Annotated in this window: 19 protein-coding genes and 1 pseudogene; 12 read left to right on the top strand and 8 right to left on the bottom strand. The window is 73.5% G+C overall.

All coding sequences use genetic code 11. The features are described 5' to 3' along the window. Positions 1–30: 30 nt before the first annotated feature. The gene (locus tag AC3ET3_RS00555; protein WP_432133728.1) at positions 31–516 is read right to left on the bottom strand and encodes an Lrp/AsnC family transcriptional regulator; all 486 of its coding nucleotides are present in this window, start codon (positions 514–516) and stop codon (positions 31–33) included. Positions 517–707: 191 nt separating this feature from the next. On the opposite strand from AC3ET3_RS00555, the gene pdhA (AC3ET3_RS00550) reads away from it, so the two are divergent. Genes pdhA (AC3ET3_RS00550) through AC3ET3_RS00530 form a run of 5 tightly spaced genes read left to right on the top strand, consistent with a single transcriptional unit; the run spans position 708 to position 6,690 of the window. Next, a complete protein-coding gene (gene pdhA, locus AC3ET3_RS00550; RefSeq protein ID WP_432133584.1) occupies positions 708–1,841 on the top strand; it encodes a pyruvate dehydrogenase (acetyl-transferring) E1 component subunit alpha in 1,134 nt (377 codons plus the stop codon). Next, positions 1,841–2,845, top strand: a complete 1,005-nt coding sequence (locus tag AC3ET3_RS00545) for an alpha-ketoacid dehydrogenase subunit beta (protein ID WP_432133585.1) — start codon at positions 1,841–1,843, stop codon at positions 2,843–2,845. The genes pdhA (AC3ET3_RS00550) and AC3ET3_RS00545 overlap by 1 nt, the downstream gene beginning before the upstream one ends. Further along, positions 2,845–4,317 (top strand): dihydrolipoamide acetyltransferase family protein, encoded by a 1,473-nt coding sequence (locus AC3ET3_RS00540; RefSeq protein WP_435611426.1) that lies wholly within the window; start codon positions 2,845–2,847, stop codon positions 4,315–4,317. The genes AC3ET3_RS00545 and AC3ET3_RS00540 overlap by 1 nt, the downstream gene beginning before the upstream one ends. A 55-nt stretch (positions 4,318–4,372) precedes the next feature. Then, on the top strand, positions 4,373–5,314 hold the full coding sequence (locus AC3ET3_RS00535; RefSeq protein ID WP_435611425.1) for an NTP transferase domain-containing protein: 942 nt from the start codon (positions 4,373–4,375) through the stop codon (positions 5,312–5,314). After that, entirely contained in the window at positions 5,311–6,690 is a 1,380-nt protein-coding gene (locus AC3ET3_RS00530; RefSeq protein ID WP_435611424.1) for a molybdopterin molybdotransferase MoeA, read from the top strand. The genes AC3ET3_RS00535 and AC3ET3_RS00530 overlap by 4 nt, the downstream gene beginning before the upstream one ends. 96 nt (positions 6,691–6,786) lie before the next feature. On the opposite strand, the gene AC3ET3_RS00525 is transcribed toward AC3ET3_RS00530, so the two are convergent. Next, positions 6,787–7,899: a potassium channel family protein gene (locus AC3ET3_RS00525; RefSeq protein ID WP_432133589.1), complete on the bottom strand. Its 1,113-nt coding sequence runs from the start codon at positions 7,897–7,899 to the stop codon at positions 6,787–6,789. Positions 7,900–8,010: 111 nt separating this feature from the next. Here AC3ET3_RS00525 and AC3ET3_RS00520 point away from each other — a divergent pair. Beyond that, a pseudogene (locus AC3ET3_RS00520) lies at positions 8,011–8,676 on the top strand (potassium channel family protein); the annotation flags it as partial. A 3-nt stretch (positions 8,677–8,679) separates the two neighbouring features. Here the strand turns inward: AC3ET3_RS00520 and AC3ET3_RS00515 are convergent. Beyond that, complete coding sequence (locus AC3ET3_RS00515; RefSeq protein WP_432133590.1) at positions 8,680–9,528, bottom strand: ABC transporter permease; 849 nt, start codon at positions 9,526–9,528, stop codon at positions 8,680–8,682. Next, positions 9,525–10,613 (bottom strand): ATP-binding cassette domain-containing protein, encoded by a 1,089-nt coding sequence (locus AC3ET3_RS00510; RefSeq protein ID WP_432133591.1) that lies wholly within the window; start codon positions 10,611–10,613, stop codon positions 9,525–9,527. Before AC3ET3_RS00510 ends, AC3ET3_RS00515 begins: the two co-directional genes overlap by 4 nt. 112 nt (positions 10,614–10,725) lie before the next feature. Between AC3ET3_RS00510 and AC3ET3_RS00505 the strand changes: the two genes are divergently transcribed. After that, positions 10,726–11,706, top strand: coding sequence for an NAD(P)H-quinone oxidoreductase (locus AC3ET3_RS00505; protein WP_432157202.1), 981 nt, complete (start codon positions 10,726–10,728; stop codon positions 11,704–11,706). Positions 11,707–11,726: 20 nt separating this feature from the next. Here the strand turns inward: AC3ET3_RS00505 and AC3ET3_RS00500 are convergent, their stop codons facing one another. After that, complete coding sequence (locus AC3ET3_RS00500) at positions 11,727–12,356, bottom strand: hypothetical protein (protein WP_432133593.1); 630 nt, start codon at positions 12,354–12,356, stop codon at positions 11,727–11,729. A 138-nt stretch (positions 12,357–12,494) separates the two neighbouring features. On the opposite strand from AC3ET3_RS00500, the gene AC3ET3_RS00495 reads away from it, so the two are divergent. Next, the gene (locus AC3ET3_RS00495) at positions 12,495–13,043 is read left to right on the top strand and encodes a bacterial proteasome activator family protein (RefSeq protein ID WP_432133594.1); all 549 of its coding nucleotides are present in this window, start codon (positions 12,495–12,497) and stop codon (positions 13,041–13,043) included. Positions 13,044–13,166: 123 nt separating this feature from the next. On the opposite strand, the gene AC3ET3_RS00490 is transcribed toward AC3ET3_RS00495, so the two are convergent. After that, positions 13,167–14,822: a Stk1 family PASTA domain-containing Ser/Thr kinase gene (locus AC3ET3_RS00490; protein WP_435611423.1), complete on the bottom strand. Its 1,656-nt coding sequence runs from the start codon at positions 14,820–14,822 to the stop codon at positions 13,167–13,169. 337 nt (positions 14,823–15,159) lie between these two features. On the opposite strand from AC3ET3_RS00490, the gene AC3ET3_RS00485 reads away from it, so the two are divergent. Then, a complete protein-coding gene (locus AC3ET3_RS00485; protein WP_432133596.1) occupies positions 15,160–16,743 on the top strand; it encodes a protein kinase domain-containing protein in 1,584 nt (527 codons plus the stop codon). A gap of 123 nt (positions 16,744–16,866) precedes the next feature. Here AC3ET3_RS00485 and AC3ET3_RS00480 read toward each other — a convergent pair whose 3' ends face one another. Continuing rightward, positions 16,867–18,258: a phosphotransferase gene (locus AC3ET3_RS00480; protein ID WP_435611422.1), complete on the bottom strand. Its 1,392-nt coding sequence runs from the start codon at positions 18,256–18,258 to the stop codon at positions 16,867–16,869. Between the two features lie 898 nt (positions 18,259–19,156). On the opposite strand from AC3ET3_RS00480, the gene pdhA (AC3ET3_RS00475) reads away from it, so the two are divergent. The 3 genes from pdhA (AC3ET3_RS00475) to AC3ET3_RS00465 are packed head-to-tail and all read left to right on the top strand — an operon-like array spanning position 19,157 to position 22,893. Beyond that, positions 19,157–20,425, top strand: a complete 1,269-nt coding sequence (pdhA, locus tag AC3ET3_RS00475; protein WP_432133598.1) for a pyruvate dehydrogenase (acetyl-transferring) E1 component subunit alpha — start codon at positions 19,157–19,159, stop codon at positions 20,423–20,425. Position 20,426: 1 nt separating this feature from the next. Then, positions 20,427–21,404, top strand: a complete 978-nt coding sequence (locus tag AC3ET3_RS00470) for an alpha-ketoacid dehydrogenase subunit beta (RefSeq protein ID WP_432133599.1) — start codon at positions 20,427–20,429, stop codon at positions 21,402–21,404. Between the two features lie 10 nt (positions 21,405–21,414). Continuing rightward, positions 21,415–22,893 carry a dihydrolipoamide acetyltransferase family protein gene (locus tag AC3ET3_RS00465; protein ID WP_432133600.1) on the top strand — a complete coding sequence of 493 codons (1,479 nt, stop codon included), beginning with the start codon at positions 21,415–21,417 and terminating at the stop codon, positions 22,891–22,893. Here the strand turns inward: AC3ET3_RS00465 and AC3ET3_RS00460 are convergent. Then, positions 22,880–25,234, bottom strand: coding sequence for a hypothetical protein (locus AC3ET3_RS00460; protein WP_432133601.1), 2,355 nt, complete (start codon positions 25,232–25,234; stop codon positions 22,880–22,882). The genes AC3ET3_RS00465 and AC3ET3_RS00460 overlap by 14 nt on opposite strands. Position 25,235: the final 1 nt, after the last annotated feature.

Raw genomic sequence — 25,235 nt, 5'->3', positions numbered from 1 at the left:
GGCCGCGGCGGGCGCTCGCGGGCGCGGTGCTCAGCCCTGCGGCTCCAGATCCTCCTCCTCGAACACCAGCAGCGTGCGCGTGCTCAGCACCTCGGGGATGGCCTGCAGACGGGTGAGCACCACTTCGCGCAGGGCGCGGTTGTCCGGCGTGTGCACCAGCAGGAGCACGTCGAAGTCACCGCCGACCAGAGCGATGTGGGAGGCGCCCGGGAGCCGGCGCAGCTGCTCGCGGACCGTACGCCAGGAGTTCTGGACGATCTTCAGGGTGATGTAGGCGGACGTGCCCTGCCCGGCGCGTTCGTGGTCCACGCGGGCGCCGAACCCGCGGATCACCCCGTCCTCGACGAGCCGGTTGATGCGCGCGTAGGCGTTGGCGCGCGAGACGTGCACCCGTTCGGCGACCGAGCGGATCGAGGCGCGGCCGTCCGTCTGGAGCATCCGCAGGATGTCCTGGTCTATGGCGTCGAGCGGACGGGCGGGAGGAAGGACGAGCCCCGAGTCCGGGCCCTCGGCCATTTGTTCAGATGCCATGTCCCCCCGCCTCCCTACCATGGACGTACTGCGTCCATCTCAGGCTGTGGAGAACCGTTTGTCCACAGCCTGGGGTCACCCGTAGCCAAAATGTGCCGACGACCGAACAATCGGTAGGTGAGGCGCATCACAGCCGACGCGCCTCCCCGTAGCCGCTCCCACGAGGAGGTGCCGTCATGACGGTCATGGAGCAGCGAGGCGCGTACCGGCCCACGCCGCCGCCCGCCTGGCAGCCCCGCATGGACCCCGCGCCCCTGCTGCCCGACGCGGAGCCGTACCGCGTCCTCGGCACCGAGGCCGCGGCCGAGACCGACCCGGAGCTGCTGCGCCGGCTCCACGCGCAACTGGTCCGCGGTCGCCGCTACAACGCGCAGGCCACCGCCCTCACCAAGCAGGGCCGGCTCGCCGTCTACCCGTCCAGCACGGGCCAGGAGGCCTGCGAGGTCGCCGCCGCGCTCGCCCTGGAGGAGCGCGACTGGCTCTTCCCCAGCTACCGCGACACCCTCGCCGCCGTCGCCCGGGGCGTCGACCCCGTCGAGGCGCTCACGCTGCTGCGCGGCGACTGGCACACCGGCTACGACCCGTACGAACACCGGGTGGCCCCGCTGTGCACCCCCCTCGCCACCCAGCTCCCGCACGCCGTGGGCCTCGCCCACGCCGCCCGCCTCAAGGGCGACGACGTGGTCGCCCTGGCGATGGTCGGCGACGGCGGCACCAGCGAGGGCGACTTCCACGAGGCGCTGAACTTCGCCGCCGTCTGGCAGGCCCCCGTCGTCTTCCTGGTGCAGAACAACGGGTTCGCCATCTCCGTGCCGCTCGCCAAGCAGACCGCCGCGCCCTCCCTGGCCCACAAGGCCGTCGGATACGGCATGCCCGGCCGCCTGGTCGACGGCAACGACGCCGTTGCCGTCCACCAGGTGCTCTCGGACGCCGTACGGCACGCCCGCGCCGGCGGCGGCCCCACCCTGGTGGAGGCGATCACCTACCGCATCGACGCCCACACCAACGCCGACGACGCCACCCGCTACCGCGGCGACGCCGAGGTGGACACCTGGCGCGACCACGACCCCATCCAGCTGCTGGAGCGCGAGCTGACCGACCGCGGCCTGCTCGACGAGGCCGGCGTCCAGTCCGCCCGCCAGGACGCCGAGACCTTCGCCGCCGCCCTGCGCGAACGCATGAACCAGGACCCCCGGCTCGACCCGATGGACCTGTTCGACCACGTCTACGCCGAGCCCACCCCGCAGCTGCGGGAGCAGCGCGCCCAGTTGCTGGCCGAGCTGGAGGCCGAACGGGAGGAAACCCACTGATGGCCACCGTCGCCCTGAAACCGGCCACCATGGCGCAGGCCCTCACGCGCGCGATGCGCGACGCCATGGCCGCCGACCCCACCGTGCACGTCATGGGGGAGGACGTCGGGACCCTGGGCGGGGTCTTCCGCGTCACCGACGGACTCGCCAAGGAGTTCGGCGAGGACCGCTGCACCGACACCCCGCTCGCCGAGGCGGGCATCCTCGGCACCGCCGTCGGCATGGCCATGTACGGGCTGCGCCCGGTCGTGGAGATGCAGTTCGACGCGTTCGCCTACCCGGCGTTCGAACAGCTCATCAGCCATGTCGCCCGGACGCGCAACCGCACCCGGGGCAGGATGCCCCTGCCGATCACCATCCGGGTGCCCTACGGCGGCGGCATCGGCGGCGTCGAGCACCACAGCGACTCCTCCGAGGCCTACTACGCGGCGACCCCGGGTCTCCACGTCGTCACGCCCGCGACCGTCGCCGACGCCTACGGTCTGCTGCGCGCCGCCATCGCCTCCGACGACCCGGTCGTCTTCCTCGAACCCAAGCGCCTGTACTGGGCCAAGGACTCCTGGAACCCGGACGAGCCGCAGAGCGTTGAACCGATAGGCCGTGCGGTGGTGCGGCGCTCGGGCCGGAGCGCCACCCTCATCACCTACGGTCCGTCGGTGCCCGTCTGCCTCGAAGCCGCCGAGGCGGCCCGGGCCGAGGGCTGGGACCTCGAAGTGGTCGACCTGCGCTCGCTGGTGCCGTTCGACGACGAGACGGTCTGCGCCTCCGTACGGCGGACCGGCCGTGCGGTCGTCGTGCACGAGTCGGGCTCCTTCGGCGGCCCGGGCGGGGAGATCGCGGCCCGCGTCACGGAGCGCTGCTTCCACCACCTGGAGGCACCGGTGCTCCGTGTTGCCGGCTTCGACATCCCCTACCCGCCGCCGATGCTGGAGCGCCACCACCTGCCCGGTGTCGACCGCATCCTGGACGCCGTGGCGCGTCTGCAATGGGAGGCCGAGAACTGATGGCACAGGTGCTGGAGTTCAAGCTGCCCGACCTCGGAGAAGGGCTCACCGAGGCGGAGATCGTGCGCTGGCTGGTCGAGGTCGGCGACGTCGTCGCGGTGGACCAGCCGGTCGTCGAGGTCGAGACGGCCAAGGCGATGGTCGAGGTGCCCTGCCCCTACGGCGGTGTCGTCACCGCCCGCTTCGGCGAGGAGGGCACGGAACTCCCGGTCGGCGCACCGCTGCTGACCGTCGCGGTGGGCGCCTCGGCAGCCGATGCCGGGACGGCGCCCGGCCCGGCCGGGGACAGCGCGCAGCAGCAGCGCGAGACCAAGTCCGAGGGCTCGGGGAACGTCCTCGTGGGCTACGGCACGGGCGCACCCCCGGCCCGGCGCCGCCGGGTACGGCCGCTGACCCCCACGGCCCCGTCGGCGGGCTCCGTCAACGGCGTGGGGTCCGCCCCGACTGGACCCCTGACCCCCGACGCCCCCGTCGCCGCGCCCGCAGAGCCCGCCGCCCCCGAGGCCGAGGGGAGCGCCCCCGGTGAGGGACCGGTCCCCGTGATCTCCCCCCTCGTGCGCCGGCTGGCCCGCGAGAACGGGCTGGACCTGCGGGAGCTGCACGGTTCGGGCCCCGACGGGCTGATCCTGCGGGCTGACGTGGAGGACGCGCTGCGGGTCGCCGCCGCGCAGGGCCGCACGACCACCGCACCGCGGCAGCCCGCCGCGCCCGCCGCCCCTCCCGCCCAGGTGCCGGCAGTGACCGCGCCGCCGGCGGCCGTGACGTCCGCGCCCGCCCTCACCGGGGGCACCCGCGTCCCCCTCAAGGGCGTGCGGGGCGCCGTCGCCGACAAGCTCTCCCGGAGCCGGCGGGAGATCCCCGACGCGACCTGCTGGGTGGACGCCGACGCCACGGAACTCATGCGCGCACGGACGGTCATGAACGCGGCCGGAGGACCGAAGATCTCCCTCCTCGCCCTCCTCGCCCGGATCTGCACCGCGGCCCTGGCCCGCTACCCGGAGCTGAACTCCACGGTCGACACGGCGGCCCGGGAGATCGTCCGGCTCGACCAGGTCCACCTGGGCTTCGCCGCCCAGACCGAGCGGGGCCTCGTCGTCCCCGTCGTGCGGGACGCGCACGCCCGCGACGCCGAGGGCCTGACAGCGGAGTTCGCCCGGCTCACCGAGGCCGCCCACGCGGGAAGTCTCACCCCGGGACAGCTGACCGGCGGCACCTTCACGCTGAACAACTACGGCGTGTTCGGCGTGGACGGCTCCACACCGATCATCAACCACCCCGAGGCCGCGATGCTCGGCGTCGGCCGCATCGTGCCCAAGCCCTGGGTTCACGAGGGTGAGCTGGCCGTACGCCAGGTCGTCCAGCTCTCGCTCACCTTCGACCACCGGGTGTGCGACGGCGGCACGGCGGGCGGCTTCCTGCGCTACGTGGCGGACTGCGTGGAACAACCGGCGGTGCTCCTGCGCACCCTGTGACGCCCGGGGCCCTCCGGCCCCTTTCCCCGGGCGCCGGGGGCCGCATACTCGGGGAGTGACCTCGAACGCGCCCCCGGGCCCCGCCGGGCCCCCCGCTGCCGCCCCCGACGGGTACGACGCCGTCGTCCTGGCCGGCGGCGGCGCCCGGCGGCTCGGCGGCGCCGACAAGCCCGGCCTGCGCGTCGGCGGGCGCGCGCTGCTGGACCGGGTGCTCGCCGCCTGCGCCGACGCCCGCACCACCGTCGTCGTCGCCGACCCCCGCCCCACCGCCCGGCCCGTGACCTGGACGCGCGAGGACCCGCCGGGCGGAGGCCCGCTCGCCGCGCTCGACGCCGGCCTGCGGCACACCACCGCCGACCGGGCCGTCGTCCTCTCCGCCGACCTGCCCTTCCTGGGCCCCGGCACCGTACGGCGGCTGCTGAGCGCCCTGCGCACCGAAGGTGCCGACGGCGCGCTGCTCACCGACGCCGACGGCCGCGACCAGCCGCTGGTCGCCGCCTACGACACCCGTCGGCTGCGCACGCACCTCCACACCCTCGCGGCCGGACACGGCCGCTGCCTCACCGGCCTGCCGCTGCGGCTGCTCACGGCCGAACTCCACCTCACCCGCGTCCCGGACCCCGTCGCGTCCTTCGACTGCGACACCTGGGACGACCTCGTCACCGCCAGGGCACGCATCAGGGAGCATGGCCACGTGTTGGATGAATGGATCTCCGCAGTCAAGAACGAGCTGGGCATCGACCTGGACGTCGACACCGGTGTCCTGCTGGACCTGGCTCGTGACGCCGCCCACGGAGTGGCGCGCCCCGCCGCCCCGCTGACCACCTTCCTCGTCGGCTACGCGGCCGCGCAGGCCGGCGGAGGGTCCGAGGCCGTCGCCAGGGCCGCCCGCAGGGCCGCCGCGCTGGCCCAGCTCTGGGCGGCCGAGGACACCGCCGACGGCAAGCCCGACGTGGCCCCCGACGCCACCCCCGACGCGCGCCCGGACGCCGGATGACCGCCCGGGACACCCAGGCCGGCCAGGACGCCGACGACTTCGACGTCGAGGAGGTGCTCGCCCTCGTCAAGCGCGGCAACGGCCCCGCCGACCGGCGCACCGAGCAGGCCGGCGCCGGCACACCGGCCGACGCTCCCGGACCCCGGCCCGCCCCCGACCCAGCAGGCCGGCCTCGGGCCACCCCCTGGCCCGAGGCCCGCGCGCGGGCGGCCCGCGCCACCCGCGCTCGCGCCGCCCGCCGCGCCCCCGTCTCGGTGACCCTCGACGACGCCCTCGGCCTCGTCCTGGCCGCCCCGCTGACCGCACTCACCGATCTGCCGTCCTTCGACACCTCCGCGATGGACGGCTGGGCGGTCGCCGGACCGGGCCCCTGGGCGGTGCGGGACGACGGTGTGCTCGCCGGGCACGCGGCGCCCGAGCGGCTCGCCGACGGCGAGGCCGTCCGCATCGCCACCGGCGCCCGCATCCCGCCGGACACCACCGCAGTCCTGCGCAGCGAGCACGCCCGCACCGACGACAAGGGCCGGCTGCACCCCACCCGGGACGTGCGGCACGGCCAGGACATCCGTCCGCGCGGCCAGGAGTGCCGCAGCGGCGACCACCTGCTGCCCGCCGGAGCGTTCGTCACCCCCGCCGTGCTGGGCCTGGCCGCTGCCGCCGGATACGACACCCTGGCCGCAGTGCCCCGCCCCCGCGCCGAGGTCCTGGTGCTGGGTGACGAACTGCTCACCGAGGGCCGCCCGCACGACGGCCTCATCCGGGACGCCCTCGGCCCGATGCTGTCGCCGTGGCTGCGGGCGCTGGGCACCGACGTCGTGGCCGTCCGGCGGCTCGGTGACGACGCGGAGGCCCTGCACCGGGCCATCACCTCCTCCACTGCCGACCTGATCGTCACCACCGGCGGTACCGCCTCCGGCCCCGTCGACCACGTCCACCCCGTCCTGCGGCGCGTCGACGCCGAGCTTCTGGTCGACGGCGTCCAGGTGCGCCCGGGCCATCCGATGCTGCTGGCCCGGCTGAGCGAGGAGCAGCACCTGGTCGGCCTGCCCGGCAACCCCCTGGCGGCCGTCTCCGGCCTGCTCACGCTCGCCGAGCCCCTGCTGCGCACCCTGGCCGGCCGCCCCGCCCCGGAGCGGTACGCCCTGCCCCTGGGTGACGCAGCGCACGGACACCCGCACGACACCCGGCTCGTACCGGTGGTGCTACGCGGCGACCGCGCGCTGCCGCTGCACTACAACGGGCCGGCGATGCTGCGGGGCATCGCGGCCGCCGATGCCCTGGCCGTCGTCCCGCCGGGTGGTGCGCGGGTGGGTCAGGAGGTCGAGCTGCTGGACCTGCCGTGGGCGGTGGGCGGCATCGGGGCATGTTTCACGTGAAACACCGGTAGGGCCGGTATGGGGCGTAAGCACCGCAACAGTCCGTTGGCGGTGTTTCACGTGAAACAACGGGATCGGTGGGCTCGGTGTGATCGGTCACAGCGAGTCGGGGGCGGGCACGGCCCGGCGGATGGTGATCACTCGGTCCCCGGACCGCAGTTCCGTCAGGCGGGGGTCGGTGTAGTCCATCAGTTCCCTGCCACGCAGAACCGCCAGCACCAGATCGGCGCAGGCGCGAGGGGCGAGGCCCGTCTCCGCCTCGGTGACCGGACGCTCCGCCAGGTCCAGTCCGCTTCCCAGGGTCATGAGGTCCTCCAGCGTTCCCGCCACCACCGGACTGACCATGGAGACTCCGAGCAGTCGTCCGGCCGCGCTGGAACTGGTCACGACGGTGTCGGCGCCGGACTGCTTGAGCAGCGGCATGTTCTCGTCCTCGCGGGCCGCGACGACGATCGTGGCGCGCCGGTTCAGCTGGCGGGCGGTCAGGGTGACCAGGGCGGCCGTGTCGTCGCGCTGGGGGGCGACGATCACCCGGGCGGCGCCGCCGACCTCCGCCTTCAGCAGGGTCTCCGAGCGGGTGGCGTCCCCGGCCACCGCCACCAGGCCGTCGTCCCCCGCCAGCGCGGCCGTCTTGCGCTGTGCGTCGACCACGACGATCCGTTCCTTGGGGACCCCCTGTCCGATGAGCGTCTCCACGGCGTGCCGGCCCTTGGTGCCGTAGCCGACGACGATCACGTGGTCGTGCAGGCGGCTGCGCCAGCGGTGCACCCGTACCTGGTGGCGAGTCCGCTCGGTGAGCACCTCCAGGGTGGTGCCGACCAGGATGATCAGGAACAGCACGCGCAGCGGTGTGATGACGAAGATGTTGACCAGCCGCGCCGCGTCACTGACCGGGGTGATGTCGCCGTAGCCGGTGGTGGAGAGGGTGACCGTGGCGTAGTAGGCGGCGTCGAGGAGGTCGACGCTGCCGTCGGCGTCCTTGTACCCGGCGCGGTCGAGGTAGACGATCAGAGTGGTGGTGGCGAGCACCAGCAGGGCGAGCGCGAGTCGGCGCAGCACCTGCTGGAGCGGTGCCATGGCGCGCAGGGGCATGGTGACGGAGCGGCCCGCCTCCACGTCGTCCCGGGCCTCGCCCCGCGAGCGGTGCCAAAGGGACTTCAGGAGAGAGAGTCTCCCGGTCCCGCCGGTCTGTGTTCCCCGGTCCTTCATCGCGTGCCCCCCATGGGTGGTGATCCGTCCACTGGGCACCATGGTCCCGGGCCGGACCGCCGACGTCGGCACGCGACGCGTGGCCGCCCGCATGTTTTGGGTCCTCGCCCCTGGAGGTTTTCCTTGCGTGACCACATTGTCGTCGTCGGATTCGGTACGAAGGGACGGTCCGCGATCCGGACTGTGTGCGTGAACGGGGTGCGCAAGAACCAGGTGGTGGTGATCGACCCCAGCGCCAAGGCGGTCGAGGCGGCCACCGCCGAGGGCTACGAGGGTGTCGTCGGGGACGCCACCCGGTCCGCGACGCTGCTCCAGGCGGAGGTGCAGCGGGCCGGGAAGATCATCGTGGCCCCGCAGCGCGACGACACCGCCGTCCTGGTCACGCTGACGGCACGCCAGCTCAACCGGGGGGCGACGATCGTGGCCGCCGTGCGGGAGGAGGAGAACGCGCCGCTGCTGCGCCAGTCCGGCGCGGACGAGGTCATCACCAGCGCGGGCGCGGCCGGACGGCTGCTGGGACTGGCGGCGCTGAGCCCGGCGGCCGGCCTGGTCATCGAGGACCTGATGCACCCGGGTGCCGGCCTGGACATCGTCGAACGGCCGGTCACCAAGGCCGAGGCCGGCCGCTCCCCGCGGGAGACGGCCGACCTGGTGGTGAGCGTCGTCCGCGGCCACCGGGTCCTCGCCTACGACCATCCGGACATCGGCGTGCTGGAGCCGACGGACCGGGTCGTCACCGTCGTACGGACCCGGGCCGGGCGGGCTCCGGGCGACTGAGCGCTACTTGCGGTTGTACAGGCGCATCGTGACCGGACCGAAGACCAGGACGAACAGGCCCGCCCAGCCGAGCGACCAGGCGATCTCGGCGGCCGGCCAGTCGCCCGCCATCAGACCGCGCACCGCCGACGCCAGGTGGGTGATCGGGCTGTTGTTGACGAAAGCCTGGAGCCAGCCCGGCATGGTGCTCGGGTCGACGAAGACGTTCGACAGGAAGGTCAGCGGGAAGATCACCATCATGCTGACGCCCATGACCGACTTCTCGGTACGCAGCAGCAGTCCGAACATCGTCCAGATCCACGAGAACGCGAACGAGAAGACGATCAGCAGGGCGATCCCGGCGATCACCCCGCCGGGCCCGCCGTCCGGGCGGTAGCCGAGCACGAGGCCGACGGTCAGCATCACCACGGACGCGATCGCGTACCGCAGGGCGTCGCCCAGCAGGTAGCCCACCATGGTCGCCGGACGCCACACGGGCAGCGAGCGGAACCGGTCGAAGACACCCTTCTCGATGTCGGTGTTCACCGAGACACCCGTGTACATCGTGATCATGACGACCGACATCACCAGGATGCCCGGCAGCAGGAACTGGATGTACTGATCCGGGGAGCCGGCCAGGGCGCCCCCGAACAGGTACGTGTACATCAGCACCATCATGATCGGGAACGCGGTGACGTCGAAGAGCTGCTCCGGGACGTGTTTGATCTTCAGCACCGCTCGCCAGCCGTAGGTGAGGCAGGCGGACCAGGCGCTGGGCCGGGGCGGCCGCTCACCGGCGACCAGCAGGGCGGCGAGCGACTCGGCGCTGACGGGGGTGAGTTCCTGGCTCTCGGTCCGGGTCGCGGTACTCATACGGCTGCCTCACTCTGCTCGTCGCTGTCGCTCTCCAGTCCGGCGCCCTGTCCGGTGTCATGGCCGGAGCCCCGTCCGGCGCCCTGCCCTGTGTCATGGCCGGAGCCGTGCCCTGTGTCATGGCCGGTCAGCGCGAGGAACACCTCGTCCAGGCTGGGCTGACCCAGCGAGAAGTTGTCCACCGTGATGCCGGAGCCGGCCAGCTCCGCAAGCGCCCGGGCGGCCTGCTCGGCGGCGCCCAGGCCGTTCGCGGCCCCGGCGTTCAGCCGGGCCGTCAGCGCCACCGGGTCGGCATCGTGCTGCACCCGAGCGTCCAGCACCAGCCGCAGTACCCGCTCGGCCGCCGGGCGCTGGGCCGCGTCGCGCAGCCGCAGATGGACCGAGCCGGCTCCCACGGACGCCTTCAGCTCGCCCTTGGTGCCCTCGGCGATCACCCTGCCCCGGTCGATCACGGCGATCCGGGACGCCAACTGGTCGGCCTCGTCCAGGTACTGCGTGGTCAGCAGCACGGTGGTGCCCTGTGCGACGACCGCGCGCACGATCTCCCAGACATGGTTGCGGCTGCGCGGATCGAGGCCGGTCGTCGGCTCGTCGAGGAACAGCAGGTCGGGCCGGCTGAGGATGGACGCGGCGATGTCGATCCGCCGCCGCATGCCGCCCGAGTAGTGCTTGACCTGCTTCCCGGCCGCCTCCGCCAGCCCGAACGCCTCCAGCAGCCGCACCGACCGCTCCCGGGCCGCCCGCCTGCCGTGGCCGAGCAGCCGGCCCAGCAGCACCAGGTTCTCCGTGCCGGTCAGATCCTCGTCCACGGACGCGTACTGGCCGGTGAGACTCACCCGGGCCCGCACCTCGTCGGCCTCCCGCACGATGTCATGGCCGAAGACGTGCGCCTCGCCGCCGTCGGGGCGCAGCAGCGTGGCGAGCATCTTCACCGTGGTGGTCTTGCCGGCGCCGTTGGGGCCGAGGACGCCGTAGACCGTGCCGGCGGGCACCGCGAGGTCGACACCGTCGACCGCCCTGGTCGCGCCGAACGTCTTCACCAGCCCTGCGGTCTCGATGGCCAGGCCGGAGGTGTGCTGGCTCATGATGGGGTCCTTCCACGTACTGGGGTCACGCGAGGGCAGACCCTCACCATCACCCCGACTCATCGGTGATCGCACACTTTTTTTCCGGCGGTCGGGGAGTAGCGTCCCCCGCATGTATGCGATCACGATTCCCGAATCCGGCGGCCCCGAGGCACTGGTGTGGGCCGAGGTGCCCGACCCGGTGCCCGGCGAGGGCGAGGTCCTGGTCGAGGTGGTGGCCGGTGCCGTGAACCGCGCCGACATCCTGCAGCGGCAGGGCTTCTACAACCCGCCGCCCGGCGCCTCCCCGTATCCCGGTCTGGAGTGCTCCGGCCGCGTGGCCGCGCTCGGCCCCGGTGTCTCCGGCTGGTCTGTCGGCGACGAGGTGTGCGCGTTGCTGTCGGGCGGCGGATACGCCGAGAAGGTGGCCGTCCCGGCCGGCCAGCTCCTTCCGGTCCCCAAAGGCGTCGGCGTCAGGGAGGCCGCCGCGCTTCCCGAGGTGGTCTGCACCGTCTGGTCCAACGTGTTCATGGTCGCCCACCTGCGCCCGGGCGAGACCCTGCTCGTGCACGGCGGCTCCAGCGGCATCGGCACCATGGCCATCCAGTTGGCCAAGGCCGTCGGCGCGAGGGTCGCCGTCACCGCCGGGACCCGGCAGAAGCTGGACCGGTGCGCCGAGCTGGGCGCCGACATCCTCGTCAACTACCGCGAGCAGGACTTCGTCGAGGAGATCGCCAAGGCCACCGACGGTGCGGGCGCCGACGTGATCCTCGACAACATGGGCGCCAAGTACCTCGACCGCAACGTCCGGGCCCTCGCGGTCAACGGGCGGCTCGCCATCATCGGCATGCAGGGCGGTGTCAAGGCCGAACTGAACATCGCGACCCTGCTCAACAAGCGGGCCGCGATCAGCGCGACCTCACTGCGTGCCCGGCCGCTCGGCGAGAAGGCGGCCATCGTCGCGGCCGTCCGCGAACACGTCTGGCCGCTGCTCGACTCCGGCCGGGTCCGCCCCGTCGTCGACCGCGAGCTGCCGATGCCCGAGGCGTCCGCCGCCCACCGGCTCGTCGAGGAGAGCGGTCACGTGGGCAAGGTGCTGCTGGTCGCCCCGTAGCCCCGAGGTCCCGGCCGTGGTCAGACGCGCCGCAGCCGCAGCGCCACGAAGGCCAGGCCGAGACCGAGCCCGATCAGGATGAGCCCGCTGCCCAGCGGCACGATGCGCAGGATCCGGTCGGCGGGCTCGGCCGCCTGCGGGGCGGGCCGCGGGATTCCCGGTGTGTCGGAAGCGGCGGGGGAGTCGGCCGTCGGGACCGGCGGATCGGCGACGCCGTCGCTGCCGTCGCCCGTCCGGCGTTCGCCGTCGGTGCCCTCCCCCGTCCGGCGTTCGCCGTCCGCGTTTCCTGCCCCGCCGCTCCGCTCCGCCTCCGGCATGCCCCATGCCTGCGCCGCGCCCTCCTCCTGCGCCGCGCCTTCCTCCTCCTCGTACTCATCCTGCTCCTGGCGGGCGGTGTCGCCCGCGTGCGTGTCGCGGTTCTCCCCCGCCTCCGTCTCCCGGGCGGGGCTGCGGCCGGGCCGCACCCGCCCCTCGCCCGCGCGGCTGCCCGCGCGGTCCGGGGCCGAGGGACGCGGGGACGCCGAGGCCGACGCGGCCGGGGACTGTGCCGCCAGGGCGGGCCGGACGCCGGACGCGGGCAGCGCGCCGCAGACCAGCAGGGCCGCCCCCGCGGTCCCCACCGCCCACCGCACAAACCATCGATCCTTCATACGGTCAGCGTCACATCGGGTGGGACGCCCGGCACGTCACGCGCGTCCGAGCGTGCACGCGTGCCTGGTCCGACGGTGGATCAGCGTTCACCGGGGGCACCACTCCGGGGAGATGTCCGCGTGGGAGAGAATGGCCGCATGGAGATGCCGAGGAACGAAAGGTCGCCGGAGAACGCCCAGAAGATCCTGGTCGTAGGCCAGGACGGCATGGCACTCGGCGGCATCGACGCGGACGACGACTCCCGTGAGACCCCGCTGACGGAACAGGTCGAGCAGCCGGCGAAGGTCATGCGGATCGGCAGCATGATCAAGCAGCTCCTGGAGGAGGTGCGCGCGGCTCCGCTGGACGAGGCCAGCCGGGCCCGGCTGAAGGAGATCCATTCCAGCTCGGTGAAGGAACTGGAGGACGGTCTGGCCCCGGAGCTCGTCGAGGAGCTGGAGCGGCTCTCCCTGCCGTTCAACGAGGAGGCGACGCCGTCCGACGCGGAACTGCGGATCGCCCAGGCCCAGCTGGTCGGCTGGCTGGAGGGCCTGTTCCACGGCATCCAGACCACCCTGTTCGCCCAGCAGATGGCCGCGCGCGCCCAGTTGGAGCAGATGCGCCGCGCCCTGCCGCCGGGCGTCGGACACGACGGCTCCGAGGACCACCAGCACCCGGGCGGCCGCACGGGCGGCCCCTACCTCTAGCACCGCCGGCACCTCTAGCACCGCCGGTACCTCCGGCCCGACTCACGGACCCGCCACACACGCAGGGCCCGGCGTACGAACGCCGGGCCCTGTTCTGCTGTTGTGTGCGTGCCGCTCGCCGGGTCAGTAGGGCGGGTTGCCCGTGGACACCTTCAGCTCGATCTGAGGCACGTCGTCGGGGTCGACATCCGTGCCGGCGGACGGGAACTGCTCCATCACGGTGCCGTCGCCGTACGTGTTCTCGTTGACCTTGACGACGTTCATCGTCCAGCCGGCGGCCTGGAAGCACTCCTTGACCGACGTGATGTTCTTGAACTTGAACGACGGCAGCCGGATCTTGTCCGGGTCGTTGTAGGCCTCTTCCGGCTCGCTGCACTCGGTGGCGTCGATCGTCTTGGACGTGTCGGGCCCGCGGTAGCCGGCCGCCTTCGACACCGACTCCGACACGGAGGGGCTCGGCGACTCGTCGGCCTGCGGGTCCTCGCCGCCGCCGCTGTTCATCACCAGGGCGCCGACGAGCACACCCACCGCGATCACGGAGACGACGACCGAGCCGAGGACCACCGACCGGTTGCTCCTGCCACCGCCCGAGGGGGGCGCCGGAGCCGGTTGCGGCGTGAGGTTGTACGTCGGCTGCGCCGCGCCGTACGGCGCGGGCGTCTGATAGCCGCCGCCCTGCTGCGGATAGCCGTACGACGGGGCCGGCACGGGTGTCGCCGGCGTGCCGTACGGGCCGGGGGTCGGCGGCTGGTACGGCGTCTGCACGCTGCCCGGCGGCGTCTGCGGGGTCTGGCCGACCGGCGGGAACACCGCGGAGCCGACGCCCGCGCCGCTCTGGGCCGACGAGCCCGGCACGATGCTCGGCGGGGCCGCCTGGAAGGACGCGGCGACCCGCAGGCACTCGTCGCGCATGGCGACGGCGGTGGGGAAGCGCTCGTTCGGGTTCTTCTTCAGCGCGCGGGCGATCAGCGCGTCCACGGCCGGCGGCAGCGCGCGGTTGATCGAGGAGGCGGCGACCGGCTCCTCCTGCACATGCGCGTACGCGATCGCCAGCGGCGAGTCCGCGTCGAACGGCAGCCGCCCGGTGACCAGTTGGAACAGCATGATGCCGACCGAGTACAGGTCGGAGCGGGCGTCGACGCCCCGGCCCAGCGCCTGCTCGGGCGACAGGTACTGCGGGGTGCCGACGACCATGCCGGTCTGCGTCATCGACGTGACACCCGACTGCATGGCGCGCGCGATGCCGAAGTCCATCACCTTGACGACACCGCGCTTGGTCACCATCACGTTGCCCGGCTTGATGTCCCGGTGGACCAGGCCCATCTCATGGCTGATCTCCAGGGCCGCCAGCACGTCGGCGGTGACCTTCAGCGCCTTGTCGGCGGGCATCGCGCCGAACTGCCGCACGTCCGCGTCGAGGACCGAGCCGAGCGGCTTGCCCTCGACGTACTCCATGACGATGTACGGCGTGGGCGCGCCGTCGCCCGCGGCGGAGCCGCCTTCGAGCACAGCGTCCTCGCCGGTGTCGAAGACGGAGACGATGTTGGTGTGGCTGAGCTTGGCCACCGCCTGTGCCTCACGGCGGAAGCGCTCGCGGAACGCCTGCTCACGGCCGAGTTCGGTGTGCAGCGTCTTGATCGCGACCTGACGGTCGAGCACGGCGTCGTACGCCAGGTGCACCGAGGCCATGCCGCCCTCGCCGAGCAAGTCGCGCAGCTGGTAGCGGCCGCCGGCGAGCGAACGCCCCGCGTACCGGCCGTGTGCGCCGTCCTGGCTCATGTCTCCCCGTCCCCCATCGGCCCACTGGCGCCGGCTCGGCTGTCGATGATCGAATGTCTCATTCTCGGCCAAGTCTGCCCCAGGGCACTGACACGTCAAGCGCGGTGCCCGTTCCGTGACCGTACGCGAAAGAAGCGTCGCGGAAGCGTTACAGCAGGCGTACGGCCGACGCACAGAATGTGCACCGGAGGCCGTGGTACGAGTGTGACGACCGGCCGGTCTCCGCCCGGTCACCGGGGTCGTCCCGGTCCGGAGGCCCCCGTGGAGGCTGTAGCGTGGCCGACGGAGACCGTAACAACACCGCGCGCACCGCGGGCAGAAACGACGGCGAGGACTGATGGCACAGCAGCAGCGCTCTCAGGGCCCGTCCGACCCCGAGGCGACTGGCGGCGGAATGTCAGACGCGCCGGAGAACTGGGGCAACGGCGGGCTCGTCGGCGACGGCCGGTACCGGCTGACCCGCAGGCTCGGCCGGGGCGGCATGGCCGAGGTGTTCGCGGCCGAGGACGTACGGCTCGGCCGCACCGTCGCGGTCAAGCTGCTGCGCGCCGACCTCGCCGAGGACCCGGTGTCCAAGGCCCGGTTCACGCGTGAGGCCCAGTCGGTGGCCGGTCTCAACCACCACGCCATCGTCGCCGTGTACGACTCCGGCGAGGACACGGCGGGCGGCCAGTCCGTGCCCTACATCGTGATGGAGCTCGTCGAGGGCCGCACCATCCGGGATCTGCTGCTGAACGCGGAGGCGCCCGGCCCCGAACAGGCCCTGATCATCGTCTCCGGGGTGCTGGAGGCGCTCGCCTACTCGCACCAGCACGGCATCGTCCACCGCGACATCAAGCCGGCGAACGTCATCATCACCCACAACGGCGCCGTGAAGGTGATGGACTTCGGCATCGCCCGCGCCCTGCACGGCGCGTCCACGACGATGACGCAGACCGGCATGGTGATGGGCACCCCCCAGTACCTGTCGCCCGAGCAGGCCCTCGGCAAGGCCGTCGACCACCGCTCCGACCTGTACGCCACCGGCTGTCTGCTGTACGAACTGCTCGCCCTGCGGCCCCCGTTCACCGGTGAGACGCCGCTGTCGGTGGTCTACCAGCACGTCCAGGACATCCCGGTCCCGCCGTCGCGGCAGTCCGACGGCGGCTGCCCGCCGGAACTCGACGGGCTCGTCATGCGCTCCCTCGCCAAGGACCCCGACGACCGGTTCCAGACGGCCGAGGAGATGCGCGGACTCGTCCAGTACGGGCTTCAGATGCTCTACGACCAGGGCGCCCACACCGGCACCTGGAACACCGGCCCGGTCGACGCGCCCGCGGGCGGGCACGCGCCGTCCCCGGCGTTCGCCGGTACCGCGGTGATGCCGCAGGCCGGTGGCGGCCCCGGTACCTCCCAGATCCCGCAGCCGATCCTGCCCACCGGCTACGGCGGCGGTGACGACAGCGGCTTCGAGGGGCACGGCAACAAGGGCAGCGGGCGCGGCAAGCTGTGGGTGCTCGCCGTTCTCGCGGTCATCGCGATCGCCGCCGGTGTCGCCCTCGCGCTCAACAACGCCAACAAGGACGGCGGAACGGGCACCACGAAGCAGTCGCCGACCTCCTCGCCGAGCTCCACCCAGGACTCGTCGAGCCCGTCGCCGAGCGACACGGCCGGCGAGGAGCCCACCGAGGACACCTCCGACACCGGCACCGGCTCCGACTCCGGGTCGGACTGGACGCCGCCCGACACGCCCTCCTACACGCCGACCGAGAGCACCTCGACCGAGCCGACCGAGTCGCCGTCCGGGGAGCCCACCGACACCCAGCCGTCGGACCAGCCGACCGACACGCAGACCGACCCGAGCGACAACGAGCCGACGGACCCCGGGCCGTCCGGTTCCGCGGACACGGGCGGCGGGCCCACGGGTGTCCTGGGCGGCTGAGCGGGCGCGTTCCTGCGCCGAGCGGGCGCGTTCGGCTGTCCCGGCACGCCTGAGCCGGGCGGCGGGGCGCTGTGCCGCCGGTGTGCGTCGTGCCGCCGGTGTGCGTCGTGCCGCCGGTGTGCGTCACCGGCTGAAGGCGGCGCGTACCGTCTCGTACTCGCGGGTCCACCACACGACGAGCGCGGACGACGCGGGGAACTGCGCGTCGGCGCGGGTGTCGCCGCGCTCGTAGTGCCAGCGCAGCATCCAGAAGTCGTTCAGGCGCTCCCACCACACGCGGTGCACGGCCGCCGCGAGCTGTGCGGCGGTGGCCCCGGCCGCGCGCCGGTACGCGCGCGCGTACGCCCGGGTCCGGGCCAGGTCCAGGGTGCCGTCGGGACGGACGAAGAAGATCACGGCGGCGCGTACGGCCTCCTCGGCGCGTGGCTGCACACAGAGCCGGTCCCAGTCGACGATCGCGGCGGGCGCGTCCCCCCGGTAGAGCAGGTTGAACGGGTGGAAGTCGCCGTGCACCCAGCCGATCGAGCCGCCGGGCGGTGGCCGGCGGTCCGCGTGACGCGCCAGCAGCGTGCGGCGCTCCACGAGCCGGTGCCGGGCCAGTTCGTCGAACGCGTCGGCCGGGCGGCGCCGGCGTACGCGGGCGAGGAGGTCGTCGATCACCTCGAAGGTGTCGGCGGGGTCGGCGCTCTCCACGGGGTGCGCGCCCCGGGGCGCGCGCTCCTCGCCCCGTTGCGCTTCTCCGTTCGCGCGCTCCTCCGAGCGGCGCAAGCCCCTGTCTCCGTGCCGCGCCGGAAGGCTCGTGCTCTCGGCCGGGCGCTGTTCGGCGTGGCTCGCGCCCTGGGGCGGCCGGAGTGGTGAGAAGCGTGCGCCCTGGGTCGCAGGCCCCTCGGGGAGGCGCGCGCCCTGATCCGCGCGCCGCGCAGGCCGGCCCGCGCCCTGCGCGAGGCGCTGCTCGACGGGGCGCTCTCTCCGCGTCAGGCGCTCCTCCGTGCGCCGTGCGCCCCCTGACGTGCGCCCCTGAGTGCGCCGTTCGCGCCCCCCGGTGTGTGGCTCCCCGTCCCCCTCCCCAGCGCCCTCCGGCGCCATCACGCGCTCCAAGCCCGCGTGTACCGCTCCCAGAAGGGCGCCGAGGCGGGCGCACTGCGACGGACTGAGCTGGGTGCCGTGGCGGTGGCGGCCGTCGACCCAGGGGTGGAGGGCGTAGGCGTGACCCCCGACGACGGCGACCGTGCGGCCGTCGCGGCCGGGGAGCGGGGGCGCGACGGGCACGCCGAGATCGGCGAGGCGGCGGGTGGCCAGGTGCTGGCGGGCGATGTCCGCGGGGTCGGCGGTGTCGGGGTCGAAGTGGTGCTTGAGGAAGTAGTGACCGCGGGTCGTGCGCAGTCGGTAGCCGCGGTTGAGGAGGCCCTGTTCGACGGGGTCGCAGGCGAGCGCCGTGCCTGCGGAATACCGGTGGAGCAGTGCGCTCAGCGGGGGCGCGTGGGGCACGAGGGGTGGTACACAGGATCGCGGCACGCGGCAGATGCTAGGGCACCCCGCGAGGCCCTTGAGCTGCGCGTTGTCACAGACAGTCGGTTCCGGTCGCAGGGTGTGCGGGAAGTGTCGTCGGCGCCCCGGAGCGACCGCGACCCGGCGCACGGGCCTGCCCGGCCGGGTCGTCCGCGCCCGGGGTGACGGCGTGCGCGCCCGGGGTGACGCATACGTGCCGTCGGGGTGACGGCGTACGTGCCGCAGGCGACGACATGACGGGCAGGGCCTCGCGGGTCTCGAATTCCGGGTTCGGCCGCAGGCCGGTCCGGGCGCACAATTCTTGATCGTTTTTGCGGCGCGGTGGGAGTTCGCCGATTCGTGGGCGGGCGAGTTCTTGGCCGACCGGATCGAGAATGCGCTTTTCCTGATCGGTCGGGCGGGTGAGCCGGCTCCCGGGCCGCCGGTCGAGTGGCTGAAATGCGTGCCGGAGCCCCGGCTGCGGTGCCGGCCGGGCCGACGACGGCATCGTCGGTCCTGGAGGCGGACATTTCAGGGACGCCGCGGCGTACCGCTTCTCGGCTGTCGCCCGGAAATACCCTGACTTATCCGTCTTCGGGCGCGAGGGCAGTCTCACATGGAAGTCTTCCCGTGGCCTGGGTGCGCGGGATAACGTGCCGTTGCTCCGGCCTCCTGCAAGGCTGTGACCTGGGTCCTTCCCGGCTCTGCGGATTTACTTGGAAATCCAAGCAAAAACGCAGGTCAGGTGGGGTTTCACAGAAATGTGGCGCACTGGGTAACGTGAAGGTTGCAGGGCGCTCGCCGGGGCACCTGTCACGCCTGTTCCCGGCCGAGTGGCACCCACCCCGTGCCCGGATGTCGGAAATCAGGTGAGCCGCACTGGCCGACCGGCAACCCCGGGGGCCGGACCGACGGAGGAGCACACGTGACCGTGGAGAGCACTGCCGCGCGCCAGCCGCGACGCAGCGCCGGAAGCAAGGCCGGAACCACCACCGGCGCGAAGGCGGCCGGCACCACCGGCACCAAGCGCGCCACTGCCAAGAAGGCCGCCGCGAAGACGGCCGCCACGAAGGCCCCTGCCAAGACGGCCGCCCAGCGCGCCGCCAAGGGCGCCGAGCCGGAACTCGTGCAGCTGCTCACCCCCGAGGGCGAGCGGGTCGCCGACGCCGAGTACGACCAGTACGTCGCCGGTATCACCGCGGACGAGCTGCGCGGCCTGTACCGCGACATGGTGCTCACCCGCCGCTTCGACGCCGAGGCCACCTCCCTGCAGCGCCAGGGCGAACTGGGCCTGTGGGCGTCGCTGCTCGGCCAGGAGGCCGCGCAGATCGGCTCCGGCCGGGCGCTGCGCGACGACGACTACGTCTTCCCGACCTACCGGGAACACGGCGTCGCCTGGTGCCGCGGTGTCGACCCGACCAACCTGCTGGGCATGTTCCGCGGCGTGAACAACGGCGGCTGGGACCCCAACGGCAACAACTTCCACCTGTACACGATCGTCATCGGTTCCCAGACGCTGCACGCCACCGGCTACGCCATGGGCGTCGCCAAGGACGGCACGGACGGCGCGGTCATCGCCTACTTCGGCGACGGCGCGTCGAGCCAGGGCGACGTGGCGGAATCGTTCACCTTCTCCGCCGTCTACAACGCCCCCGTGGTGTTCTTCTGCCAGAACAACCAGTGGGCGATCTCCGAGCCCACCGAGAAGCAGACCCGCGTCCCGCTCTACCAGCGCGCGCAGGGCTACGGCTTCCCCGGTGTCCGCGTCGACGGCAACGACGTCCTGGCCTGCCTCGCGGTCACCAGGTCCGCCCTGGAGCGGGCGCGCCGTGGCGAGGGCCCGACGCTGGTCGAGGCGTTCACCTACCGCATGGGCGCCCACACCACCTCCGACGACCCCACCCGCTACCGGGGTGACGAGGAGCGGCTGGCCTGGGAGGCGAAGGACCCGATCCTGCGCCTCCGCCGCTACCTGGAGTCCGCAAACCACGCGGACGAGGGATTCTTCGCGGAACTGGAGGCCGAGTCCGAGGCGTTGGGCAGGCGAGTGCGCGAAGCGGTCCGTGCGATGCCGGACCCGGACCGGTTCGCCATCTTCGAGAACGTGTACGCGGACGGGCACGCGCTCGTCGACGAGGAGCGCGCCCAGTTCGCCGCCTACCAGGCGTCGTTCGCGGACGTGGAGGGGGTCTGACATGGCGGAGAAGATGGCTCTGGCCAAGGCGATCAACGAGTCGCTGCGGCACGCCCTGGAGGCGGACCCCAAGGTCCTGATCATGGGTGAGGACGTCGGCAAGCTCGGCGGCGTCTTCCGGGTGACGGACGGCCTGCAGAAGGACTTCGGCGAGAGCCGCGTCATCGACACCCCGCTCGCGGAGTCCGGCATCGTCGGCACCGCGATCGGCCTCGCGCTGCGCGGCTACCGCCCGGTGGTGGAGATCCAGTTCGACGGCTTCGTCTTCCCGGCGTACGACCAGATCGTCACCCAGCTGGCGAAGATGCACGCCCGCTCGCTCGGCAAGGTCAAGCTGCCGGTCGTCGTACGCATCCCCTACGGCGGCGGTATCGGCGCGGTCGAGCACCACTCCGAGTCGCCGGAGGCGCTCTTCGCGCACGTGGCCGGCCTGAAGATCGTGTCCCCGTCCAACGCGTCGGACGCGTACTGGATGATGCAGCAGGCCATCCAGAGCGACGACCCGGTGATCTTCTTCGAGCCGAAGCGGCGCTACTGGGACAAGGCCGAGGTCAACACCGAGGCGATCCCCGGCCCGCTGCACAAGGCGCGGGTGGTGCGCGAGGGCACCGACCTGACCCTGGCCGCGTACGGCCCGATGGTGAAGACGTGCCTGGAGGTCGCCGCCGCGGCCGCCGAGGAGGGCCGGAACCTGGAGGTCCTGGACCTGCGCTCGGTGTCCCCGCTCGACTTCGACTCCGTCCAGGCGTCGGTCGAGAAGACCCGCCGCCTGGTCGTGGTCCACGAGGCCCCGGTGTTCTTCGGCTCGGGCGCGGAGATCGCCGCGCGCATCACCGAGCGCTGCTTCTACCACCTGGAGGCCCCGGTGCTCCGGGTCGGCGGCTACCACGCCCCGTACCCGCCGGCGCGTCTGGAGGAGGAGTACCTGCCGGGCCTGGACCGGGTGCTCGACGCCGTCGACCGTGCCCTGGCGTACTGAGGAGAGGGTCGTGACGACGATGACTGACGCGTCCGTGCGCGAGTTCAAGATGCCCGACGTGGGCGAGGGACTCACCGAGGCCGAGATCCTCAAGTGGTACGTCCAGCCCGGTGACACCGTCACCGACGGGCAGGTGGTGTGCGAGGTCGAGACCGCCAAGGCGGCCGTCGAGCTGCCCATCCCCTACGACGGCGTGGTCCGCGCCCTGCACTTCGAGGAGGGCACCACGGTCGACGTGGGCACCTCGATCATCGCGGTGGACGTGAACGGGGGAGCCCCGGCGCCCGCCGCCGAGTCGGCCGCCCCCGCGCCCGCTGCCGAGGCGCCCGCCCCGCAGCCGGAGGAGGCCCAGCCGGAGGGCCGCCAGCCCGTCCTGGTGGGCTACGGCGTCGCCGCGTCCTCCACCAAGCGCCGCCCCCGCAAGGCCCCGGGCGGACCGGTGGAACCGGCGGCGCAGGCGGTCCAGGCCGAACTGAACGGCCACGGCGGCGGCGTCCAGGTCTCCGAGGCCCCGGCCCCGGCCCCGGCCGGTGCCGACCGGTCCCGGCCGCTGGCCAAGCCGCCGGTGCGCAAGCTGGCCAAGGACCTCGGCGTCGACCTGGCGACGGTCACCCCGACCGGCCCGGACGGCATCGTCACGCGCGAGGACGTCCACGCGGCCGCCGCCCGGGCGTCCGAGGCGGTCGCGGCCCCGTCGGCGGCCCAGGCACCGGCCGAGGCCGCCCACGCGCACGCCCCGGCCGCCGCACCGGCACCCGCGGCCGTGTCGTACGACACGGCCCGGGAGACCCGGGTCCCGATCAAGGGTGTGCGGAAGGCGACGGCGGCGGCGATGGTCGGCTCGGCGTTCACCGCCCCGCACGTCACCGAGTTCGTGACGGTCGACGTCACGCGCACGATGAAGCTGGTCGAGGAACTCAAGCAGGACGCCGGGAAGTACGGCCTGCAGGGGCTGCGGATCAACCCGCTGCTGCTGATCGCCAAGGCCCTCCTGGTCGCCATCAAGCGCAACCCGGGGGTCAACGCGTCCTGGGACGAGGCGGCCCAGGAGATCGTCCTGAAGCACTACGTCAACCTCGGCATCGCGGCGGCCACCCCGCGCGGTCTGATCGTGCCGAACATCAAGGACGCGCACGACAAGACCCTGCCCCAGCTCGCCGAGGCGCTCGCCGAGCTGGTCGCCACGGCCAAGGAGGGCCGGACCTCCCCCGCGGCGATGCAGGGCGGCACGGTCACCATCACCAACGTCGGCGTCTTCGGCGTCGACACCGGCACGCCGATCCTCAACCCCGGCGAGTCGGCGATCCTCGCGGTCGGCGCGATCAAGCTCCAGCCGTGGGTCCACAAGGGCAAGGTGAAGCCGCGTCAGGTCACCACGCTGGCGCTCAGCTTCGACCACCGTCTGGTCGACGGCGAACTCGGCTCGAAGGTGCTGGCGGACGTCGCGGCCGTCCTGGAGGAGCCGAAGCGCCTGATCACCTGGGCGTGAGCGGCCCCCGAGGGGACGCTGCCGGGTCGGAGGACACCGGGTCGGGCCGCAGCCAGTGGCCGCCGGTGCTCCAGCCCAGCAGCATCCGTCCCGCGCCCTCCCGCGCCGAGCCGCCCTCCGCGACCTGACACAGTCCGGTGAGCGCGGGGGCGAGCCGGGCGGCGACGTGCCAGGGATGGCGGGCGGCCTCCTCCGGCAGCCGGGCCAGGGTGCGGACCCGTGCGCCCGGCGTGCACAGCGACAGGTGGAACACCATCTGCCGCCAGGCGTACGCGACGTCCTTGATCGTGCCCAGCGGGCGCGGGTGGTGCTGCAGGCGCGCGGTCAGCCGGCACACCGTGGTGAAGGACCGGCGGGCCAGGTCGTCCCACCCCGTCTCGGGGGCGACCCCGGCCCGGTGGACCAGCGTGGCCAGGTTGTGGGTGGTCAGGATCTGCGCCTGCTCGATCACCGTGCCGTTCCGGGCGACCTCGGAGCCCTGGCCGGAGCCGGGAGCGAGGTCCGCGGCCCGTCGAGCGCACAGCTCGGCGAACCCGGGGGAGGTGCGGGCGCCGTAGGACCGCCGGGCCGCCTGCCCGGCCTCCACCACGGCGAGGTTGCGCACGGCCCGGTAGTCGACGGCGTAGTACCGCTCGTACAGGGAACCGCCGCCCAGCAGTTCGGCGGCCACCCGGGCCGCCGTCAGGAACTTGGGCGTGAAGGCGCCCATGAAGATGTCCGCGGCGAGTTCTTCCACGAAGGGCGCGCCGAGGTCGGCCTGCCCGGCGAGCTCGGACAGCTCGCGGACCAGCGGGTTGGGCAGGATCGTGCCCGGGAACGCCCCGACGGCCAGCTCGCCCAGCTGCCGCAGCGCGGCGGCGGCGACCGCATCGGCGCCGGCGTCGGCCCGGTGGGCGGCGACGGCACGCACCCAGGGCAGCTCCGCCACCCGCACCTGCCGCTCCAGGTTGAGCAGCAGCAGGGAGCGGCGGCCCCGGAACGCGCGGTAGTTGGCGGCGGCCAGGGTGCGCAGCGCCGGGTCGGGGTGTGCCTGGGCGGTGGTGGCGGCCACGAGCTGCGGCACGAGCTCGGCCAGCACCTCGGCCGACGGGATCACCCCGCGTGCCACGAGGGTGCCGAGGGGCGCGCTGAGCGCGGCCTCGACGGGCCGACGCACGGCGGGAGGCACGGCGGCGCCCAGCGGCAGCCCGGTACCGGCCGCCTCCCATTCGGTGACGTCGGCGGTCAACGGCTCCACGTCCGGCACCCCGCCGTCCGCCGGCAGGTCGTCGAGCCGGGTCAGCACCAGCTGGGCGAGAGCGTGGTGGGAGGGCAGCGCGGCCTGGGCGGCCTGCTGCCGGCGCAGGGCCGTGTGCCGCTCGGAGCCGGGCCGGCCGCGCCGGCGCACCATGGCGGTGACGGCGGCCGACAGCAGCCCCAGCCGACGCGCGGCGGGCCGTCGCCCGGCGACGACGTCCTCCAGGGTGCCGCGCAGCACCGCGAGGTTCTCCTTCGGCCTGCGGTGCTTGGTGCACAGGGTGTGACGCCGGGCCAGTTCGCGGTAGCGGGCCAGCAGTTCGGCGCCGCGCGCGTGCCAGGGGTCGCCCGGGGTGTGCTCGGGCAGGTCGATCCAGCCGTTGTCGGCCGTGACCTCCAGCCAGTGGGCGAGGAGTTCGTCGCCGAAGGGCTGCCACACGCTGAGCGCCTCCCGCTGGGTCTCCACGGCCCGGCCGGGCCGCCGCGCGGCCAGGGTGTCGCGGGCGTCGGCGACGGTGCGGCGGTGGACGCAGGCGGCGTCCGGCGCGGGCCGGGCCGTCGGCCGGGGTGTGAACCGCAGCCGCGCCGCGAACGGCGCCAGCTCGGCCACCAGGTCCAGCGCGGCGTCCCTCTCCCCCGCCCGGACCAGCCACGCGACGGTGAGCAGCGCGGCCTCCTCCGGTACGGCGATCTCGTACCGCTCGCTGTCGAGCAGGCGGTACAGCCGCGTGAGCCCGTCCTCGGTGAGGAAGTACTCGAACAGCGCCTGCCGGTCCTCGGGCACGCCGGCGCTCCGGGCGGCGGCGGTCTCGTGGGCGAGCAGCGGTCCGCCCGCGCAGGGCTCGCCGGTGGCGAAGCCGCCGCGCAGCACCTCGGGGGTCACCCAGGCGGGCAGTCCGGCGACCGGGGTGCGCGAGCCGACGGTCAGCGTGCCGTTCGCGATGCCCGCGAGGACGGCCCGCCAGGCATGGCCGCGCTGCTCGGCGCGGCGCCGGGTGCCGGCATCGTCGTGGCCGGCCGCCGTCCGGAGCGCCGCGGCCAGCCGGCCGGCCGCGTATCCGGGGTTCACGTGGGCGGGGTGCTGCTGGTCAGCGTGGTCGTTCATA

This window comes from Streptomyces sp. bgisy159 (genome assembly GCF_057707805.1).
The sequence above is the reverse complement of the archived record's forward strand: the minus strand, read 5'-3'. Positions and strand labels throughout refer to the sequence as shown.

What these genes read in the sequence shown, in the direction of transcription:
- AC3ET3_RS00555 (WP_432133728.1), bottom strand. Translation starts at nt 516, where the DNA reads ATGGCCGAGGGCCCGGACTCGGGGCTCGTCCTTCCTCCCGCCCGTCCG.
- pdhA (WP_432133584.1), top strand. Translation starts at nt 708, where the DNA reads ATGACGGTCATGGAGCAGCGAGGCGCGTACCGGCCCACGCCGCCGCCC.
- AC3ET3_RS00545 (WP_432133585.1), top strand. Translation starts at nt 1,841, where the DNA reads ATGGCCACCGTCGCCCTGAAACCGGCCACCATGGCGCAGGCCCTCACG.
- AC3ET3_RS00540 (WP_435611426.1), top strand. Translation starts at nt 2,845, where the DNA reads ATGGCACAGGTGCTGGAGTTCAAGCTGCCCGACCTCGGAGAAGGGCTC.
- AC3ET3_RS00530 (WP_435611424.1), top strand. Translation starts at nt 5,311, where the DNA reads ATGACCGCCCGGGACACCCAGGCCGGCCAGGACGCCGACGACTTCGAC.
- AC3ET3_RS00525 (WP_432133589.1), bottom strand. Translation starts at nt 7,899, where the DNA reads ATGAAGGACCGGGGAACACAGACCGGCGGGACCGGGAGACTCTCTCTC.
- AC3ET3_RS00515 (WP_432133590.1), bottom strand. Translation starts at nt 9,528, where the DNA reads ATGAGTACCGCGACCCGGACCGAGAGCCAGGAACTCACCCCCGTCAGC.
- AC3ET3_RS00510 (WP_432133591.1), bottom strand. Translation starts at nt 10,613, where the DNA reads ATGAGCCAGCACACCTCCGGCCTGGCCATCGAGACCGCAGGGCTGGTG.
- AC3ET3_RS00505 (WP_432157202.1), top strand. Translation starts at nt 10,726, where the DNA reads ATGTATGCGATCACGATTCCCGAATCCGGCGGCCCCGAGGCACTGGTG.
- AC3ET3_RS00500 (WP_432133593.1), bottom strand. Translation starts at nt 12,356, where the DNA reads ATGAAGGATCGATGGTTTGTGCGGTGGGCGGTGGGGACCGCGGGGGCG.
- AC3ET3_RS00495 (WP_432133594.1), top strand. Translation starts at nt 12,495, where the DNA reads ATGGAGATGCCGAGGAACGAAAGGTCGCCGGAGAACGCCCAGAAGATC.
- AC3ET3_RS00490 (WP_435611423.1), bottom strand. Translation starts at nt 14,822, where the DNA reads ATGAGCCAGGACGGCGCACACGGCCGGTACGCGGGGCGTTCGCTCGCC.
- AC3ET3_RS00485 (WP_432133596.1), top strand. Translation starts at nt 15,160, where the DNA reads ATGGCACAGCAGCAGCGCTCTCAGGGCCCGTCCGACCCCGAGGCGACT.
- AC3ET3_RS00470 (WP_432133599.1), top strand. Translation starts at nt 20,427, where the DNA reads ATGGCGGAGAAGATGGCTCTGGCCAAGGCGATCAACGAGTCGCTGCGG.
- AC3ET3_RS00460 (WP_432133601.1), bottom strand. Translation starts at nt 25,234, where the DNA reads ATGAACGACCACGCTGACCAGCAGCACCCCGCCCACGTGAACCCCGGA.